At 31.4% G+C, this 19,533-nt stretch carries 5 protein-coding genes; all 5 read right to left on the bottom strand.

Translation table 11 applies throughout. The features are described 5' to 3' along the window. Positions 1–111: 111 nt before the first annotated feature. The 5 genes from ECAJ_RS00350 to ECAJ_RS00330 all read right to left on the bottom strand — a co-directional run bounded on the left by ECAJ_RS00350 (position 112) and on the right by ECAJ_RS00330 (position 19,260). Positions 112–795: a DUF3514 domain-containing protein gene (locus ECAJ_RS00350; RefSeq protein WP_011304193.1), complete on the bottom strand. Its 684-nt coding sequence runs from the start codon at positions 793–795 to the stop codon at positions 112–114. Next, positions 789–2,906: a hypothetical protein gene (locus tag ECAJ_RS00345; protein WP_011304192.1), complete on the bottom strand. Its 2,118-nt coding sequence runs from the start codon at positions 2,904–2,906 to the stop codon at positions 789–791. Before ECAJ_RS00345 ends, ECAJ_RS00350 begins: the two co-directional genes overlap by 7 nt. A gap of 468 nt (positions 2,907–3,374) precedes the next feature. Then, positions 3,375–6,248, bottom strand: coding sequence for a hypothetical protein (locus ECAJ_RS00340; RefSeq protein ID WP_011304191.1), 2,874 nt, complete (start codon positions 6,246–6,248; stop codon positions 3,375–3,377). Between the two features lie 518 nt (positions 6,249–6,766). Continuing rightward, positions 6,767–7,978: a pyruvate dehydrogenase complex dihydrolipoamide acetyltransferase gene (locus ECAJ_RS00335; protein ID WP_011304190.1), complete on the bottom strand. Its 1,212-nt coding sequence runs from the start codon at positions 7,976–7,978 to the stop codon at positions 6,767–6,769. A gap of 137 nt (positions 7,979–8,115) precedes the next feature. Further along, the gene (locus ECAJ_RS00330) at positions 8,116–19,260 is read right to left on the bottom strand and encodes a hypothetical protein (RefSeq protein WP_011304189.1); all 11,145 of its coding nucleotides are present in this window, start codon (positions 19,258–19,260) and stop codon (positions 8,116–8,118) included. Between the last annotated feature and the right edge of the window lie 273 nt (positions 19,261–19,533).

Genomic DNA, 19,533 nt, shown 5'->3' with positions numbered 1-19,533 from the left:
TTGATTATTTTTTACAGAATTTACATTAAGCACACAGATATAGTGCTTTAATTATACTGCAATATATTTTTAATTAGACAAAAACTTTAAAGTGATAAAATTGATAAACTTTCATCTACTAGGACCTTGACCACTAGAACTATGCATTATTTTGTCATAAGCTGCACAATATGCTTCTATCTCTTCTTTCACAGCAGCTAAATGCATTCTATCAAGCATCATACAAACCTGCGTAGCTAGATCCTCAATAACCACACCAAAAAACATTTCATTATTATTAATACATTGTGTAATTTTCCCAAGAAAATGCTCAGAAGCATTCGTAATAAGCCCACCTGGCATATACAAACCATTAAACAAAACTGCTTCATTATATTGCAAATTATTCAGACCACATATCTTACACAATATAGTAACGCATAATTGTGCAAAAACACCTCTATGATGTCTTTGTGGCCCCATACAAGTAACCACTTGACTAAAACTAGGATAACCTTTAACATCTCCAGAAAAATGCTGCAGGCTTATATACTGTTTATACATAGTACCCATTATCATTGCACAAGATACTATTCCAAGATTCAACACATCATGTTGCTCTACACAGTCTGGATCACACAGCCTCAATCTTACGAGCTGACACAATGTACTTAATACTCTTTTATAAAAACGTCCACTGTATACTGCATTATCATCTTCACTTAACAGGTGACAAAAATAAAAATTAATTATAGATTCATTCAATTGTGATTTTTCAACATGTACAAGAAATTTTTTCAAGATTTTATTTAGCACAGCTTTCTTCCAACACAGTTGTGCATCATAAGCAAGAAAATTAAAAACTTAACCTTACCTAAGATTGCTGCACAATTCATCAGACAACCAAGCTTTAATAAAAAAACAAGTATAGAATAATCCGTTACTTTGTTTCTTAATAAACCTTCCACACTTTCATTAACACAAACCTTATTATCTACTACTAGACAAAACATATTTTGCATCATATGACAGCAATATTGAAGCTGCATCCCACGAAAAACACTTAATTTTTCTTTAAGTTCCTGAACTTTACAACGATATTCTACAATAGATGATGCTAAGTATTGACTTTGCCTAAAAGATTGTAAGCTTGCTTTTCCATAAAAAATATTTTTCTTACTGGGTTTGTGGGGATCCACCAATACAGATACTGCACTTACCCCAGCAATTCTAGTGTCTGGGTCAATAGTACCAGTTCCACTTTGTTCATCACTTTCTAATGGCGCTGCAGCACCTAACTCACCTAGGCTAATTTCTTTTACTAATTCAACAAGTTGTTCTTCAGTATCATCAAAACTTTGTTCTATAATGCCAAGCTTTCCAGATTCCTTATCCTTCCTTTCAGAATCATCAGGTAAAGCTTGAGGCTGTACTACACCAGTTGTAGGTTTAGTATCTTTACTCAGTTTCTTTGCAGCTTCTCTAACAAGAAAAGGATCTTTCTCATCATAAGTCCCACTATCCCAATCAAAAAATTGAACAGCAGGTTCTACAGATGTCTTAGGTGACTTATGTTTCTTAGCTTTAACAGTTTTACTAGCACGTACTTTCGGCCTTGTACCTTGACGTAAATATTGTTCTTGTACACCAGATGCTGCATCATCACCTGTACTTTCTAAATCAGAAGCGCCAACATTTTTACTTGGCTTTCCCCCCCCCCCCTTTTCATCAGATGAAGCTTTTATATCATCTTTACTAGCGTTATCTTGTTTTTCAGATGATTGTACGTCTTTTTTAGTCCCTTCTGACTGTTCTGAATCTTTTTGAACACCTTTATTAGATTCATCACCTCCTACTGATTTTTCCTGCTCTAATACTTCTTTACTCTCTTTTGCAGATTCCACATCCTCACTAGATGAAGTTTCAGCACTATGTTTCTCGTCTTGCCTTTGACTAACTTTATCAGCTGTAACTCCATTAGCTGATTGTACAATCACTGCTTCTTTTGAACTTTTAGATTGCTTTTTCTTCTCTAATTCTTCTTTATCTTTACTACCTGCTTTCACACTTCTATCAGAACTTTTATCATCTTTCTTAACTTGATCTGAATCAACTGCCATAGCCACTTGCACATCAGATTTCTTAGTCGGTTCTGATTTCTTACTTTTAACAGGCTCAGCACGCTTTTTTGGCCTTGCACCTAGAGCTAAATATTTATCCTGTCCATCAAATGCTTGTGAAACACCACTACTTACTGCACTCGCATCTTTACTTTCAGTTGGTATATCAGCATGCTCACCTGCACTTTGTAAAGGTATATCACCACCACTAGGTAGATGTTGTTCTTTACCTGGACTTTGCTCTAACTTTTTGCTAGACTTACCTGGACTTTGAACATCTTTATCAGATTTATCATCTTCCACCGGCACTTTTTGCTCTAATACTTCCTTACCCTTCGCTGCAGATTTTACACTTCTATCAGATGAAATTTCAGTAGTACACTCCTTATCTTGCCCTTGATCAACTTTATCAGATGATCGTACACCCACTCTCTTACCTGCACGTTGCTTTCTAGAATTATGTTTCTCCTTATCTTCTTCTTGAGATACTACATCTGTACCAGCCAAAACTTTGTCAGCATTTTTTTCACCTTGACCAGATTTACTAGACTTTCGAGCATTGTATTTCCCATGCTTTAACTTCTTATTTTTGCCAGCCTTTTTCCGTTTATCAGATGCAGTATCCCTATGACGCACCCGACCCGACACCTTTACAACACCTTGATTACCATCTGACTCTGCAATAGTTTTAGATTCTCTTTCCTTTTCTTCACCAGAACCACCTATCATAGATTCTAGTAATGCTGCAGCCGCAAATCCAAAAATAGCAGATACAGCAAGTAACGATAAAACAAACATAGTCAACATAAAAACACACACTCACAAATTAAGTATAACATAAACATACTAAGTAATTGTACTACTTTTTTTATATATTATACTTAATTTATAATAATTATTGAAGAATGCATTTTTCTCTAATTTTAGTAATATCTAAGGATTGGACTCCAAAAAGATGCAGGATTATCAAGAGGTTTTCTTACAATAATTTCATTTTTATTAAATATAGAATGGCGAATTGAAATGATGTGTCCATATAAAAACAACCACTTTGATACAAACATCTCTTACTTTAGGACACCAATTCTTCAAAAGTATATAAATAACCTTTTATCAACAGTCTAACCTCTAATATCCTTATATCAATGGCACAAATATTGCACATTTCTTAATTACACTATTACAATGCTAGTCATATGTGTACCATTTCAAATTAAAGAACCCTTGTGCAACATTATTACATGTAATAAAAAATGTAAAAATCTTACTATTATTTTACCTCGTGTTACAACTCTCCTTCTGCACTACATTTTTATAACATTGCATGATACTTACTATATAATGAGAAATAGCATTTCGATCAATTAAAGGATAAAAACTCTTGACCATTTCTTGAATAAAAACACTAAAGCTAATATCACGCTTTTCAACAGATGCTACAACATTACAACTATTCTGCCGACAACATGCCATCATCACAGATTGTGGGACATACAAATCACGCACCAACGCAACACCATATGTTTCTAAACAATATAAAGGCCCAAAAGCAAACAAGATATTATACGCCTGTATTCCAAGATCACATTCACAATACTGCTTACAAGATTCCATAAAATATTTATTGAGTTGTACATCATAGTTACAAATCATATTCTTTCCAAGGCGTAACACACCATATGACATCACAGCAGACACAGCAATAAAGTTCATCAACTCTTCATCTGCACTTTTATCTTTCAAAGCGTTAACAGCACTATACAGAATTCTCATATTATCATGAAACCAAGCAAGCTCAAGTTGACAAGGAACTTTCTTTAACACAACAAATTTACACAATATTTTATATATATTGTAATGTATATCTACCCCATTCTTTATAACAGTTAAAATGTCTACTAGCATCTTATCTACCGTACCTTCTTTCAATTTTGAGCCAACAAATATACTTAAAAATTCTATTCCAAACATACTAAAAAACTGCACTAATATAGAATTCTTAATAAGAAAAACACATGTCTTTTTATTTCCATGAAAAACATTTTGTAATAACAAATCAATATCAGAGTTAACAACAATTTTATTCCCTTCAAGATCAAATATCTTTTGGAGCATATTTATACAATAATTACAATGCATATCCTGAAAAACTCTTACACTACTGTTCAATACTTCATATCCTGACGGTAAGCATTTTCCACTTATGACTATTTGATCTACACTAACTAACTCTACCTGAGCAGATTGTTTTGTCTTTAACACATTACCTTGTGTATCATAACTCAATTTATCAGATGATTGTGATACCACATTTGTTGCTAATTTTCCTTGTGCAGTTCTTTGTTTATCAACCTCAGACAATTGTATACTTTCCTTAGACTCTCTAGAAGTTAAATCTATATTGTGCACTTTGTCGCTAAGTTGACTATCAGCAATACTTGCACCACTATTTGCTAGCTGTGCATTCTTTCTTGAATTTCCAGATAATTGCATATCTCCCTTAGACGCTTTAGAGGGTAAATCTATATTGTGCACTTTGTCGCTAAGTTGACTATCAGCAATACCTGCACCACTATTTGCTAGCTGTGCATTCTTTCTTGAATTTCCAGATAATTGCATATCTCCCTTAGACGCTTTAGAGGGTAAATCTATATTGTGCACTTTGTCGCTAAGTTGACTATCAGCAATACCTGTACCACTATTTGCTAGCTGTGCATTCTTTCTTGAATTTCCAGACAATTGCATATCTCCCTTAGACGCTTTAGAGGGTAAATCTACATTTTGCAACTTCTCGTTAATCTGACTACTAACAACATCACCTGTACTATTGTTCAGTTGCCTTGTATTCTTCTTTGAACTTTTAGCTTTTATAATCAAGTCAGAAGACCCCATTTCTGATCTTTCAGACACTAAGCTTTTACTCTTTTCTTGTTTATATTGCTTTGTATTAACTTCACGTAATTGTATACCTGTACTAGATTTCTCGCTTTTCAACCTAACACCAGATACTTGATCACTATGCTGTCTATTAACAACATTATCTACTACACTACTATATTTTGGTCTTGCACCAAGTCGTAAATATTCATCCCTTTCCACAATAACAGAAGACCTTGCCATCAATTCTTTCGATTTCAAATCTTCTTCATGTTTTAATTGCATATCTTGAGGTAACACAGTTAGCTCATTCCATGCTTTTTCAAACAACTCAACACTTTGTTCCTTACTCAATTGATCAGATGATATATTTGGTTCAAAGTTTATGCTTAATGCATGTGGCTTCTGTACAAGTAATTCTGCTTTTTCCTGTTTCATAAGGTCGTTAATACTAGACTCCTCCAAACCTACACATTGTTCTTGAACATCAGATTCACCACCAACACTATCAACCGTTTGACTATGTTCTGAGCCTTCATTTTGAACGCTTGCCATTACTTCAGAAGATCCTAATTCCACACTATCTAGCACTAAATTATTTTGTACATTTAGTTTTTGTTTACTTTGTTTCTTTTTTTTCTTTTTCTTAGGGTTATTGACATCAGATAAAAGTTCTACTTCAGATTCTTTAGATATTAAACTCACTTGAACATTAGATTGATCCCCAATACTATCAACTGCTTTACTATGTATCGTAATTTCATTCTGTTCTAAACTTTCAACCTTCGCTTCTATTTCGTCAGATTTTCCTCCCAATACCTTCGATAGCAACTTACCTCTTTTGCTCAGTTCTTGTATTAGCAGATTCACATCATTATCCATATTTGCACAAACAGAATTACTTTCTGCTCGTCCTTCACTTCTTAAATCACTAAACCGTATCAACAACTCCTCAACTTTTAAAAAATACAGTATTAACCGACTAAATCTCATAGAAACTAACAACATGTGTTCTTTGTCAAACTCTATTTTTCCTTGATTTCGTTGCTGATATCCAAAAACAGGTTGTTCTAACACTAAGTCTTTACTACCATACAATCCAATATGGAGAACCTCATCTAATTCAGATTTTAAAACACATATCTTCTCTAATCTTACTGCCTCTTTTAAACTTAACTTACGATTTGGTACATTATAAGAACTAATTAATTCTTCTATACTTTTTGCTATATTCTCAATATCTTCTTTCAGACTTGCTATGCTACTCAACATAAATAACTATAATTTTATTAATAAGTGTTAATTATAATATAATTTTTTAATACTTACAGTAATATTTCTAAGAAAAATATGATAAAACAAAGACTTTATATGATAAAACAAAGACTTTAGAGTAAATCTAATTCAAAAACAGGATAATAAAAAATGAACTTAAAAAATTAGCAAGTAATTACTAAAAATCATAATTTTTATATGATACACCAAAAGTTATGTTCTAAATCTTCCATATATTAACAAAATTTTTTAAAAAGCAAAATTACAAGTAAAACTTTACTTAGTTAACAACAACTAACATCTCTAGTAAATTCATAATAAACAACCATACAAGTAGTACAACTGTCCAAGTGACTTAAAAAGAAAAATCTTATAAATATTACTAAAGGGAATTAGGCATAAGAAAAAATTACTCATTCAAAACAAGATTTAGAACAAAAAAGCTTGATGAAATTTTATTAAAGCATAAAAAGATAAAGCAAGCTGTAAAAAAACTATAACCTAAATAAGAAACTTTATATTAACATTAAAAATGGTTTCTCTAAATAAGACTTAAAGCAACTTAAAAACTTAGCTGCTAACACACCATCAATAACTCTATGATCTACAGATAATGTTATTGTTATAACATTTGAAATGCTTATTTGATCATCAACAACTATTGCTCTTTTTTCAGAACACCCAACAGCCATTATACAAGATTGAGGAGGATTAACAATTGCACAAAATTCTTTTATACCAAACATACCAAGGTTAGAAATAGTAAAACCTCCACCTTGGAATTCTTCAGATCTCAATTTTCCAGATTTAGCTTTACTAGCCAATGTTTTAACTTCACTTGATATTTCTAATAAGGATTTTTTATCCGCATTAAAAATAATTGGAGTAATTAACCCACTATCAATAGATACAGCAACAGAAATATCTACATTATGAAATACAACTATTTTATCATCAGACCAAGATACATTAATTTCAGGAAATTTTTTAATACTCATAGCAACAGCCTTAATAATAAAATCATTGACTGTAACTTTAGTATCAGAATTTTCAGCATTAATTTCTAATCTTAACTTCAATAAATCATCAACTATACAATCTATCGAAACATAAAAATGAGGAATACTTTGTTTAGAATATACTAAACGTTCAGCTATTACTCTACGCATGCTACTAATTTCAGTAAAACTCATAGGAGAACTAGACACATGCTCTTTTTTTTGACTTGCAGCATCTAATACATCAGCTTTTATAATTCTACCATAAGGACCTGTACCTTTTATTAAATTAATATCAACGCAAAGATCTGCAGCAATCTTTTTAGCTAAAGGACTAATTTTAATTCTCTCAGATACATTAGACTGATTAACCAATACTTCTTCATTACTACTTACAACCTGTTGATTAACTTGTAACGCATTCGAGTTATTTTGAGAAACATCATCTCTTTTTTTATATGATTGCACATTAACTAAGTCATGCTCATCTACTGCGATTAATGCTATTAATTGGTTAACTGCTATATCTTTACTTCCTTCTGCAAAGAAAATTTTGCCAATGATACCATCTTCATCTGTATATTCAAACTCCATTACAGCTTTATCAGTTTCTATATCAGCTATAATATCCCCTGACTTGATTATATCCCCCTCTGATTTATACCACTTTCTTATAGTACCATTTTTCATGGTAGGAGAAAGAGCAGGCATCAATATTTCTATTGGCATTACTTAACATAAAAAAAATACTTATACACCATTACAGTATTAGATATGCGTTGTCAATCCAATTATAGACACCTTACTCAACAATATATAATGTAAAACTCTTAACTACAACTGCGTAAGTACTATCAGCAATCTTATTAATTCCTCATATATTTATACCCTGCTGGATAACAACATCCTTGAACACAAGGATTAGCTATGGAATTCATTAAATCATCTACTTGCAAATCATCATGTGATACACTTTCCACAGAACAATCATAAACATGTAGACTTAACCTCGTATTCAAGGATGTGGCATGTTGTTGTACATTCGGATTAGTGATAACAGTAGGATAATTACCTACTTGGCACCTTGGTAAACTACCACTACACTGCATCATTCCTACTGAATCATCATAATTAGGTACACCTAATCTTGTATTACGAGTTAAATAACGCTGCCCATCAAGACTAACAGCAGGCTTCTCACTTACTAACGGATTATCAACATATCGCATATCACTTCCCGAGATATTAGAAAACGTTGAATATCCCTGTGTAAAGCAATTATTAATGACACTACTAGAGTTATTACCTATATTTGGTAAATTAGTAGTATGTTGCACATCCTTTTTTTGTTGACTACCATAATGTGTTTCCGGTCTTGCACCAAGAGTAGCATAATCCCGCACTTGAGGATTTTCACTTAATTGATTACTTGGCAAATTATAACTAGGTTGCATTATTTTTACTGAACTATTGTAATCATGCATACCTAATCTTGCATTACGAGTTAAATAATGCTGCCCATCAAGACTAACAGCAGGCTTCTCACTTACTAACGGATTATCAACATATCGCATATCACTTTCCGAGATATTAGAAAACGTTGAATATCCCTGTGTAAAGCAATTATTAATGACACTACTAGAGTTATTACCTATATTTGGTAAATTAGTAGTATGTTGCACATCCTTTTTCTGTTGACTACCATAATGTGTTTCCGGTCTTGCACCAAGAGTAGCATAATCCCGCACTTGAGGATTTTCACTTAATTGACTACTTGGCAAATTATAACTAGGTTGCATTATTTTTACTGAACTATTGTAATCATGCATACCTAATCTTGCATTACGAGTTAAATAATGCTGCCCATCAAGACTAACAGCAGGCTTCTCACTTACTAACGGATTATCAACATATCGCATATCACTTCCCGAGATACTAGAAAACGTTGAATATCCCTGTGTAAAGCAATTATTAATGACACTACTAGAGTTATTACCTATATTTGGTAAATTAGTAGTATGTTGCACATCCTTTTTCTGTTGACTACCATAATGTGTTTCCGGTCTTGCACCAAGAGTAGCATAATCCCGCACTTGAGGATTTTCACTTAATTGATTACTTGGCAAATTACAACTAGGTTGCATTATTTTTACTGAACTATTGTAATCATGCATACCTAATCTTGCATTACGAGTTAAATAATGCTGCCCATCAAGACTAACAGCAGGCTTCTCACTTACTAACGGATTATCAACATATCGCATATCACTTTCCGAGATATTAGAAAACGTTGAATATCCCTGTGTAAAGCAATTATTAATGACACTACTAGAGTTATTACCTATATTTGGTAAATTAGTAGTATGTTGCACATCCTTTTTCTGTTGACTACCATAATGTGTTTCCGGTCTTGCACCAAGAGTAGCATAATCCCGCACTTGAGGATTTTCACTTAATTGACTACTTGGCAAATTATAACTAGGTTGCATTATTTTTACTGAACTATTGTAATCATGCATACCTAATCTTGCATCATAAGTTGTCCTATTTTTTTGATGTGTATAAGCACTCTTCATAAAATCAGAATCATTCGCACAAACCAAAGGATTATAAGTATTCTGGATATTACTTTTTGGTCTTTTATAACCACGTATTCTTCGTTTAGATAAATTAATGAGATCAGTATCACTATGATAACTCACTGTTAAATTATCAGCATATTGCACATCACCTACCAAATTAGAGCTAAATGGTAAATTTTCTTGCACAGGTAAATCAGCAACTTCACTATTATTTACTACACTTCTCAGTAAATTATTAGCACATTGTGCATTTTGCATTGAATAACTAGGCACTCCTTCTAGCCTTGCATTAGAAGTATAATTTCCAGTAATACTACTTTCTACATCAAGCAATCCACTATAGCTAGGTGCTTCTAGCATTGCACTAGAATTACCTTGTCTCGTAACATTAGCTAAGCGACTATCATCTTCTATATCAAATGATCTACTACAGCTAGGTACCTTTAGGTCTACAGTAGGAGTATAATTCCTTTGCTCAAAAGTACTACCAATAAAACTAGTATCACAATCTACAGACACAGATAAACTATCATCACGCATACTTTCTACTAAATCAGTGTCAGTAGACATTTCTAACTTGACATCAACAACTGTGTCCTGCTCAGGAACATCATCAAATCTTACATCGTGTTTTTTCAATACATCACTATTTCCATCGTACTGGAAGTTATTTACACCATCATGAATAGGCGATGTATCAGTCATCGAATCTGCATCAAAGGATATAGCACGTTCTTGTTCTAAAAGTTTACTCATGACAGTATATTTCTTAATACATGTACTAAATAACCTATTATCACAACAGTACTGCATTTTTTCCAACGTTTGATTAAGAGATAATATATAATGCCTGCTTGTCTCAAATCCAGAAGCAGAATTACTACAGAATGTAGATAAAGCAGTACGAAGTCTTATTAACGCAAGCATTTTATCAGTATCTACATTAACACGCTCTGACAATGCGTAAGGATATATATCCATATTACACCTTTGAAAGAAAGCATATATTCTATTTAAAAAACTGTATCCTAAAGAATCACAATCACTATCATTTATCAATAATAATTCAGTCTGTAGTACAGTAATTGACAACGTTGCAAAAAAATCACTTGTATCATGCCACGCATGATAACACTTGTGTTTATCAGTAGGTAGAATATCTGCTATATCGTACTTAGAATTAAAACATCTTCCTTGACTTGAAAGAGCTTTGAACCGCTCAGCAAATCTTTCATTTTCAGAATCATAACAATGAACCAATCTATTCCTAAAAGTATTGAACAATTTTATCAAATTGACTACTTTTTTATAATCTTCCTGCATAAACCAAAACGATCTATCTTGACAGGTTAATTGCTTGAAAGGATGATTATCCTGCTCTAACTTAGAATATTGTACAGTATACTGCTGAAACATAGATCCAATATAGATAATACAACCAAACATTGCAGCATCTCTTACTATCCTTAAATCATTATCATTAGCCAGAGCTGTATCAACAGTAATAATAGATAAGATACTTAGCAATGATTTTAAAAATCTCAATGAATAATTATCATTAGGCATACTTTCTTTAAAAAATTTACAAAATATACCTGACATACAATTCTGCAATTGATACAAGTCAATCTCTTTACCCTTAATACTTTCTAACACTTGTATAACTTCTAACAGTATAGGATTCAAATCCATCTTAAAGACGTCACAAGAATGTTTAAAGTACACGTTTATTCTCCTAAGATTGACATCACTATGCGATATTGCAATAGCTGACAAGTTAAGTAATACAAACACTTTCATTAGAATAACAAAAAAGTTATAGTCCTTCCTATATCCAAAAACATTTTTAAGAACTCTATGAGCAGTACCTTTCACCACTACTTTACGTGAACCAGAATTACTGTTAACAACCTCAAACAAACTATCAATCAGTTGTACGCTATATAAAAAATGAGAAAACCTCAAATCACACATAGATTTACTTCTGATACGACATAAAGAGGATGTATACTCCAGTGAAGGCATTACTACATTCAAACCAGTATTGCTAGTAGCAATACGTTTCATTCTTTTCATTTCTAAATTTATAATCTTCTGACTTATAAGATTCTTAACACTTATTGATTCAATTATTACCCTCAGTCTTTCCTCATCATATGATCCAAACAGCTTTTCTAAATCTGATCTATGAGTATGTAATATCTCATCACATATTTCGATATAATTAACTTGAAGTTGTCTACAATCTTGACCTATATCACTACTTTGTACTACAACATTACTGATGGGCCTTTTAGAAGCGGTACTAACACTTGAATATTGATCTTCTAATATAGAAGTAGACTCTGTTTCAGCTTTAACAATCTTCCTTGCATTATTATGCTTTGTGTTTTTCTGCGTTTTCTTCTTACTTTTTTGACAATCTTCTTGCATTTTAAGTGCTTGCTTTCGTGCTTTCTTACTTGCTTTCCTACTTAATGATCTAGTAGGCAATTCTTGACCATCACTGTTTTCATTCTGTATAAGTAGAATCTCACTACTTTTAAATCCAGTAACACAACCATCTATTACATCCCCCTCTAGATTATCTTCGTGATTTAGACTTTCATTAATAGATTCCTCTACAATAGAAACCAGTTCTACTAACTCATTTTCTTTACTTTCAGCAATCTTCTTACCAGCTACGGAATCATATTGTACTTCACTGATTTTTTTATTAAACACTTGCTCACTTGTTAATACATTAGAAGATTCTTGTTCTCTATTAGCTAAAGTTTCTGTAACAATAATACTAGTCTCTTTTTCTTGTTTAGGTAAAGTGTCCTCTACTTTAATATCATTAGCTGTTTTTGCTTCTAAATCATCTCTGTCACCCACACTTTCATCAACAGAAAGTATATCTACTTTCTCTAGAACAGAACTCTCAATTTTATCTTTACTTACAGCACTTTTCTTTGCTTTCTTATTACCTTTTTTAGAATTCTTTTGTGCTTTATCCTCTGCTTTTTTTAATACTTGCTCACTTGTTAATACATTAGAAGATTCTTGTTCTTTATTAGCTAAAGTTTCTGTAACAATAATACTAGTCTCTTTTTCTTGTTTAGGTAAAGTGTCCTCTACTTTAATATCACTAGCTGTTTTTTCTTCTAAATCATCTCTGTTACTCACACTTTCATCAACAGAAAGTATATCTACTTTCTCTAGAACAGAACTCTCAATTTTATCTTTACTTACAGCACCTTTCTTTGCTTTCTTATTACCTTTTTTAGAATTCTTTTGTGCTTTATCCTCTGCTTTTTTTAATACTTGCTCACTTGTTAATACATTAGAAGATTCTTGTTCTTTATTAGCTAAAGTTTCTGTAACAATAATACTAGTCTCTTTTTCTTGTTTAGGTAAAGTGTCCGCTACTTTAACATCACTAGCTGTTTTTTCTTCTAAATCATCTCTGTTACTCACACTTTCATCAACAGAAAGTATATCTACTTTCTCTGGAACAGAACTCCCAATTTTATCTTTACTTACAGCACTTTTCTTTGCTTTCTTATTACTCTTTTTAGACCTTTTTTGTACTTCACTTCCCTTGTCTTGACGCACTTCTTCATTTTCTACCTGATCAGATGGTCCCTGACTCTTACTTAAAGCATCCGTAACACCAGCAAAGTTTTCTTCTTTTACAACCAGATAATCACTATCTTTCACTTCAGGAATATATATTACTGCTTCTGATAAATTATTCTCACACCTACTAATCAGAAATTCTTTGGCAGTTTCATCACAATACATTAATTCTAGATCACCAACCACATTTACATAAATCGTCTCTTCTTTCTTTTTACTCTTTTTACGGCTGCGTTGTTTTTTACTTACACTTTTTTCATCTAATTCAGGTAATTCTGATCCACCTTTTAAACTATGAGTATCAGTTACATCTGTTACTTTACCTTTAGAGCCATTAATTACGTGTAAAGTAATATTATATTCTGGCTCAGATGGTCCCTGACTCTTACTTAAAGCATCCGTAACACCAGCAAAGTTTTCTTCTTTTACAACCAGATGATCACTACCTTTCACTTCAGTAATATATGCTACTGCTTCTGATAAATCATTCACACACCTACTAATCAGAAATTCTTTGGCAGTTTCATCACAATACATTAACTCTGGATCACCAACCACATTTGCATAAATCTTCTCTTCTTTCTTTTTACTCTTTTTACGGCTGCGTTGTTTTTTACTTACACTTTTCTCATCTAATTCAGGTAATTCTGATCCACCTTTTAAACTATGAGTATCAGCTACATCTGTTACTTTACCTTTAGAGCCATTAATTACGGGTAAAGTAATATTACATTCTGGCAAGTAATACTTTAACAAATCATAGTCAAAGACCTTCAAGAATTTGCATAAAAATACAACTGGATGAAATTTCAAAGTACTATCTACAGAACTTTGCTCACTATACCGAAGTAAAACATTCCTATAATAAAATTTTACTAATAACATTGTATAATCATCAATGTTATTTAATCTTTTAAAATAATCTTCCGCATAACACAAACTGCTATCTACATCGCTTAAACAATTTAAAAGTAAATCATGCAACAATACACCTAGCATTTCCCAAACCAAATGAAATCCTAGATTACAAATCTTTCGTGGAGTTTTATCTTCGAAATCACCATACTGAATCTCTGTCACATAGTTCATTATATTTTCCGAGAAATCTAAATATCTCATATTAACAAAATAAGGATTACTACTAAACATATTCAATAGTACTCGTACTACTGAAATAATTTCAAAGCCAGATATTATCCCTTTATCAAAAAACACACTTATTAAAGATATTTTCATTAAAGAAATATATACATTATCACAAACATATTGATGTACAGAGACAGGTTGTTTATTACACGGTTTTAACGAATAAAACATCATTGCTATAATTTTCAATATCTGTGTACTTTTTCCCTGAGAAGTAGAAAAATCGTACTGATCGTCATTTAACAACCTTGAAATATTATCATCAGTATTATCTTTATTCATTGACAGCTTTTTTTGCATCAAAGGAATTATTTGACTGTTTTCAATGTTAAAAATTTGTCTACTTCTTGTGTCTACACGGTCTTGAATTCCTACGTTATTATTTCTCATACATATTGATTTAAATCTGTCAATTAATCTCAAATACTTATCAACCTGTTGCCTTTGTTTCATTCTTTTTTCTAAATCCAACAATGCACTTTCCGGCAATCCATTATCACTAACAAATTGAGCAATACTATAAGATTTAACACTATTAGCTAAATCCTTACCTTTAAACAGATTTTCTAATATAACATAACACCACTCAGCAAAGCATTGAGACAATAAACTATCAGCAGACGTTTGTTCTTCTTTTTCTAGTGATGTTTGCCTATGTGAACTGACACCTATCAAAAACTCATCTTTATTTAATAAAAAGCCTTTCAATGTTTGCAATACAGTTTCACAAATGTTTTGCATGGTACTCAACTTTTTTCTTGATACAAGTGCATCAACTAATCTTTCATAAAAAACATTTATATGCTCATTATCAACAATATGCTGAACAAGATCTAATACTATGCAACAAGCTATTTCATCAAGGTATTGCACAGGTAAGATAGAAGGTTTCAACTTATCTAGAATCAATTGGTAAGTTAGATCATTGATACCATCAACATTTTTACATTTATTTACTAAATCATTCCTAATATCCAAAACATTCAGGTTAGGAAATCCCTCACATTCTAATATTTGATTTCTTAAATCAACTACCCAAAGATCACAGCATTCTTGGATACTTTTTAACACTTTTATATTACTTAAATTCGCAACCATACAGTCACTAACGCATCTTGACTGTGGGATAGACCAATCTTCAAAAGTTAATTTTATAGATATGATTCTCATCACATCTCCATCAAGTATCCCGTGTGTTTCGAAGTTATTCTGAAACAAATCAATCATTTTAGAAAAATAATCTTTTTCTTTACTACTCAGTTCTGGTACAGCACTTTTATTTAATAAAATCAAGGAAGATAGAACTGTATTATACAACTCTGTAATATCCACTTCAGATCTCACCACATTGTCTATCGTACTGATAATAACTTCTGGCTCAACCTGTCTTAACACTTGAACAAGGTTTTGAGATTGCTTGACATATATGAATACATTAGCATCATTCTCTAACACTTGAGGAAGAATAAAACAATACTGTATAAACTGAAAATCAAAATAGTGTTGAAATTTATAGAGAATTTTAAATAGCAATTGTCTGTCTATAGTATCTTTAGCATAAGAATAAAATATCTTTTGAAACAACAAAGAAACCAATACAATAGGTACATTACTTATACTCTGTAATCTAGTAAAAGAATACTTATACTTATTTTCATAAGGAATGTACATAGTGTTTATTGCTCTATAAATAAATCTATAACTATTTAAGCTTTTAAATGAAAAACTTACACCTTGCATCATTGGTTGCAAGTACATTAATACACAACTACTTTGCTGCGCAATCAGTAGATCCACATCTGCATTTTTAGCACAAAACATCACATTTAAAATATCAAGCAAACCCTTACGAGAAATAGGAGAAAATGATTGAATTCTATCAAACATTTCAACATCTGAATCTACTATCTCATCGTCAACAAAATGATACAAATCATTTTTGACAATAAAAACATCTCGAATAGACATTATGTAAGAACTAATTACATTTTTCATCTGTAACATGTCTTCAGGATTACCAATAACACCAATTAAACGATTCACCTTTTTTTCAAGTAATGGAACTAAATGCAATTCATACAATCTCATAACTTCTGTAATAGTATTTGCTAACACATCAGATAATATTTTCAGCATGAATTCATGAGATATTTTATGTTGAATAAAAGCTTGATTAAGATCTTCATAAAATCCTAAATCCCTATGATCTGCAATTAACTTTTGCTCATTGAAATTTCTCAATTTGTTAAATGCCAAATTAGAAATAACAATAATCATACTCGCGAAATCTTTCACACCACAAAAACTTAAATAATCACGTATTTTCTCATCACTCATCCCACTAAAGTTCAATACTTGCCTAAAAAATGTTAAAACTGCTAAACTTGCAAACATTTTATTACTATATCGACTAAGTTTTAGCATCCTCAATTTCATATAATCATATCTTAATTCCACCAATTTTATTCCAACCTCATCTAGTAGTAAAAATGTACGTACATAAGAACTAGCATTTCCAATATTCTTTACAATCGTACTGCAAGTAACTAAAGCTGTACAAAATTGATAGTTGTTAGGTAACATCTTAATAAATTCATCATTATACGACGCAAATATATCTTCCCAAAAATCATCAGCAAGACTAGCATAGGTATTGTCAATAGTACGGGTTATATTGCTTATTATGCAAGGTATAGTCTTACACAAAGTACTTTCAACAAAAGAAGTAATTTTTCTACTTTTATCTATTTGTAGAACATTAGCTATCCCTACAACATCATTTAAAATTTCTTTAGCATATAAATCTAATTTTGATATACACAACGCTTTAGCTGATACATGTGGGTTTTGTACATTTTGTTTTATAGGACCAGCCAATATTGCATCTAGTATTCTACTCACAGGTTCGTTTGTACCTGCAACATTGGCCTTTCCATGTGCACTTTTTTGAAACACTAATAAAGCATCTTTTAAATCTGCCAAAGTTTTAATACTTCCTTCTACAAATTTTCTACGTATAAATGTTTCAATTCCCTTAACGAGATAAATATGTAAACTTTCTTCATAATCCAGCAAACTACCAAAAAATTCACCACAGAACACTGTAGGAAAATTAACTGAAACAATTTTTACTAAATATCCTAGACTCACTGAATCATAAAAATGTGCTTCTGAAAGAACATTTTTTAAGAACTTATCAGAAGCAGACTGATCACTTCCTATTCCATTTGCATCATATGCTAACCTTGTGATATATTTTATAATGTCACCATATATTGCCTCATTATCAAACAATTCTGATTCAAAATCTTTGAGTGCTTTAGTAATTTTCAATCTTAATTGAATAAGTTTTAAATCTCTTTTACTAGCACCGAACTTACTATATGAAAAATGTGGTATTAAATATCCAACTCCTAAACTTTTAATTAATGAAGCACCATTTTTAAAATGACAGGGCACTAATTTTGGAAATAACTCTTCATTATCTTCTAATAAATCAATCTTATGAATCGGAGATGTAACAAAAAATAATTTCCTCAAAAGACTAGGATGAGAATCTACAAGACCACTCAACAAATTATATTTTCTGCTAGTAATCAATTGATCAACAAAATTTAACCCAGCTTCAGTATCCCACAAACCATCCATATACAGAATTGATGACATATCTTGACATGGATTAATAGCAAGCACTTCCAACTTCTGAAAAGACATGATATCATAATCCACTGGGACACAAGATATCTTACCATCAGAATCTACCATATAACTGTTAGTAGATACTAACAATTGCACAACTGAGTCTGGATTATAATAGTAATCATGGAGCAATATTTTCCTATCCTCTGGAAGATTTTGTGGCGCAATAATAAATAAAGATTCAATTTCAAGAAAATACAACAATAAATCCATAGAACAGTTTACTAATAAAAGCTCCTTTACTTTTAACTGAATATCATTAAACTCTTCACCAATTTCCCACTTAACAGCAGGTACAGCATTTGCACATTTTAAAGAAAGATAATACAATTTAGGTGTATAATGTTTCAAAGTTTTAAACAAAACCTTACAACACTTTTGTTCAGCAACAACACAATCCAGATAAATTAAATTTGGAAATAAATGAAGATATTTTTTAATATGGCTTTCATACATAACACCTCTTACTAAAAAATCTACATCTTCTTCAGAACACTTATCAACACCTCTCCTGCTATTTTTTTCTTTTACTTCATTATAAATATCTTGGCATAAATTTATGCCCCCTATTCTAATACTGGTAACCTTTAATCTAAACTCTTCAAATAATGGATCTGCAACTATCACAGACAAAGCATATCCATTTAACAAACATAATTCTATTGTTTTACAATCTTCGTGATTATCTTTTATACTTTGTAGCACTGAGGAAAACTTCGGCTTTGCTATTTCTGATATAAACACTTCAGGATTACACATTACTGCATGATGAAATATGTCATGTTCCTTGTCACATTGTCTAACCAGGTTAATGGTATCCAAATAATCATCAGATCGTATCAAACAAGCCCAATAAATATATTCCCACATTTTAACGTAGTCTATGGATACTTCAGATACTTCTTCAAACACATTATTTAATAATCCTTTTATGCTTTCGATGCTAGGTTGTTGTTGATACATAATGTAACTCAAGTTAAATACAGAAATCTTAAAGATTTTAACACAATTTTAAATAAAATTAAATCTTATTAATACATATTAATAATAAACAGCCAACATTTCCCATTAGATGAAGTCATTAATTACATGATCTAGACAATAAAATGGCTTTTATCAGTAAGTTATATTATTTATTCTACACTTGATAAAAGTTAACAAATTACAGTATAAATAGCACATAAACTAAAACACTTATATCACTTTCAAATAACACATGCTTAACAGATATTTTTA

It is taken from the genome of Ehrlichia canis str. Jake, assembly GCF_000012565.1.
Taxonomy (GTDB): Bacteria; Pseudomonadota; Alphaproteobacteria; order Rickettsiales; family Anaplasmataceae; genus Ehrlichia; species Ehrlichia canis.
Note: the sequence above shows the minus strand (reverse complement) of the source record. Positions and strands in the feature narration are given on the sequence as shown.

What these genes read in the sequence shown, in the direction of transcription:
- ECAJ_RS00330 (WP_011304189.1), bottom strand. Translation starts at nt 19,260, where the DNA reads ATGTATCAACAACAACCTAGCATCGAAAGCATAAAAGGATTATTAAAT.
- ECAJ_RS00340 (WP_011304191.1), bottom strand. Translation starts at nt 6,248, where the DNA reads ATGTTGAGTAGCATAGCAAGTCTGAAAGAAGATATTGAGAATATAGCA.
- ECAJ_RS00345 (WP_011304192.1), bottom strand. Translation starts at nt 2,906, where the DNA reads ATGTTGACTATGTTTGTTTTATCGTTACTTGCTGTATCTGCTATTTTT.
- ECAJ_RS00335 (WP_011304190.1), bottom strand. Translation starts at nt 7,978, where the DNA reads ATGCCAATAGAAATATTGATGCCTGCTCTTTCTCCTACCATGAAAAAT.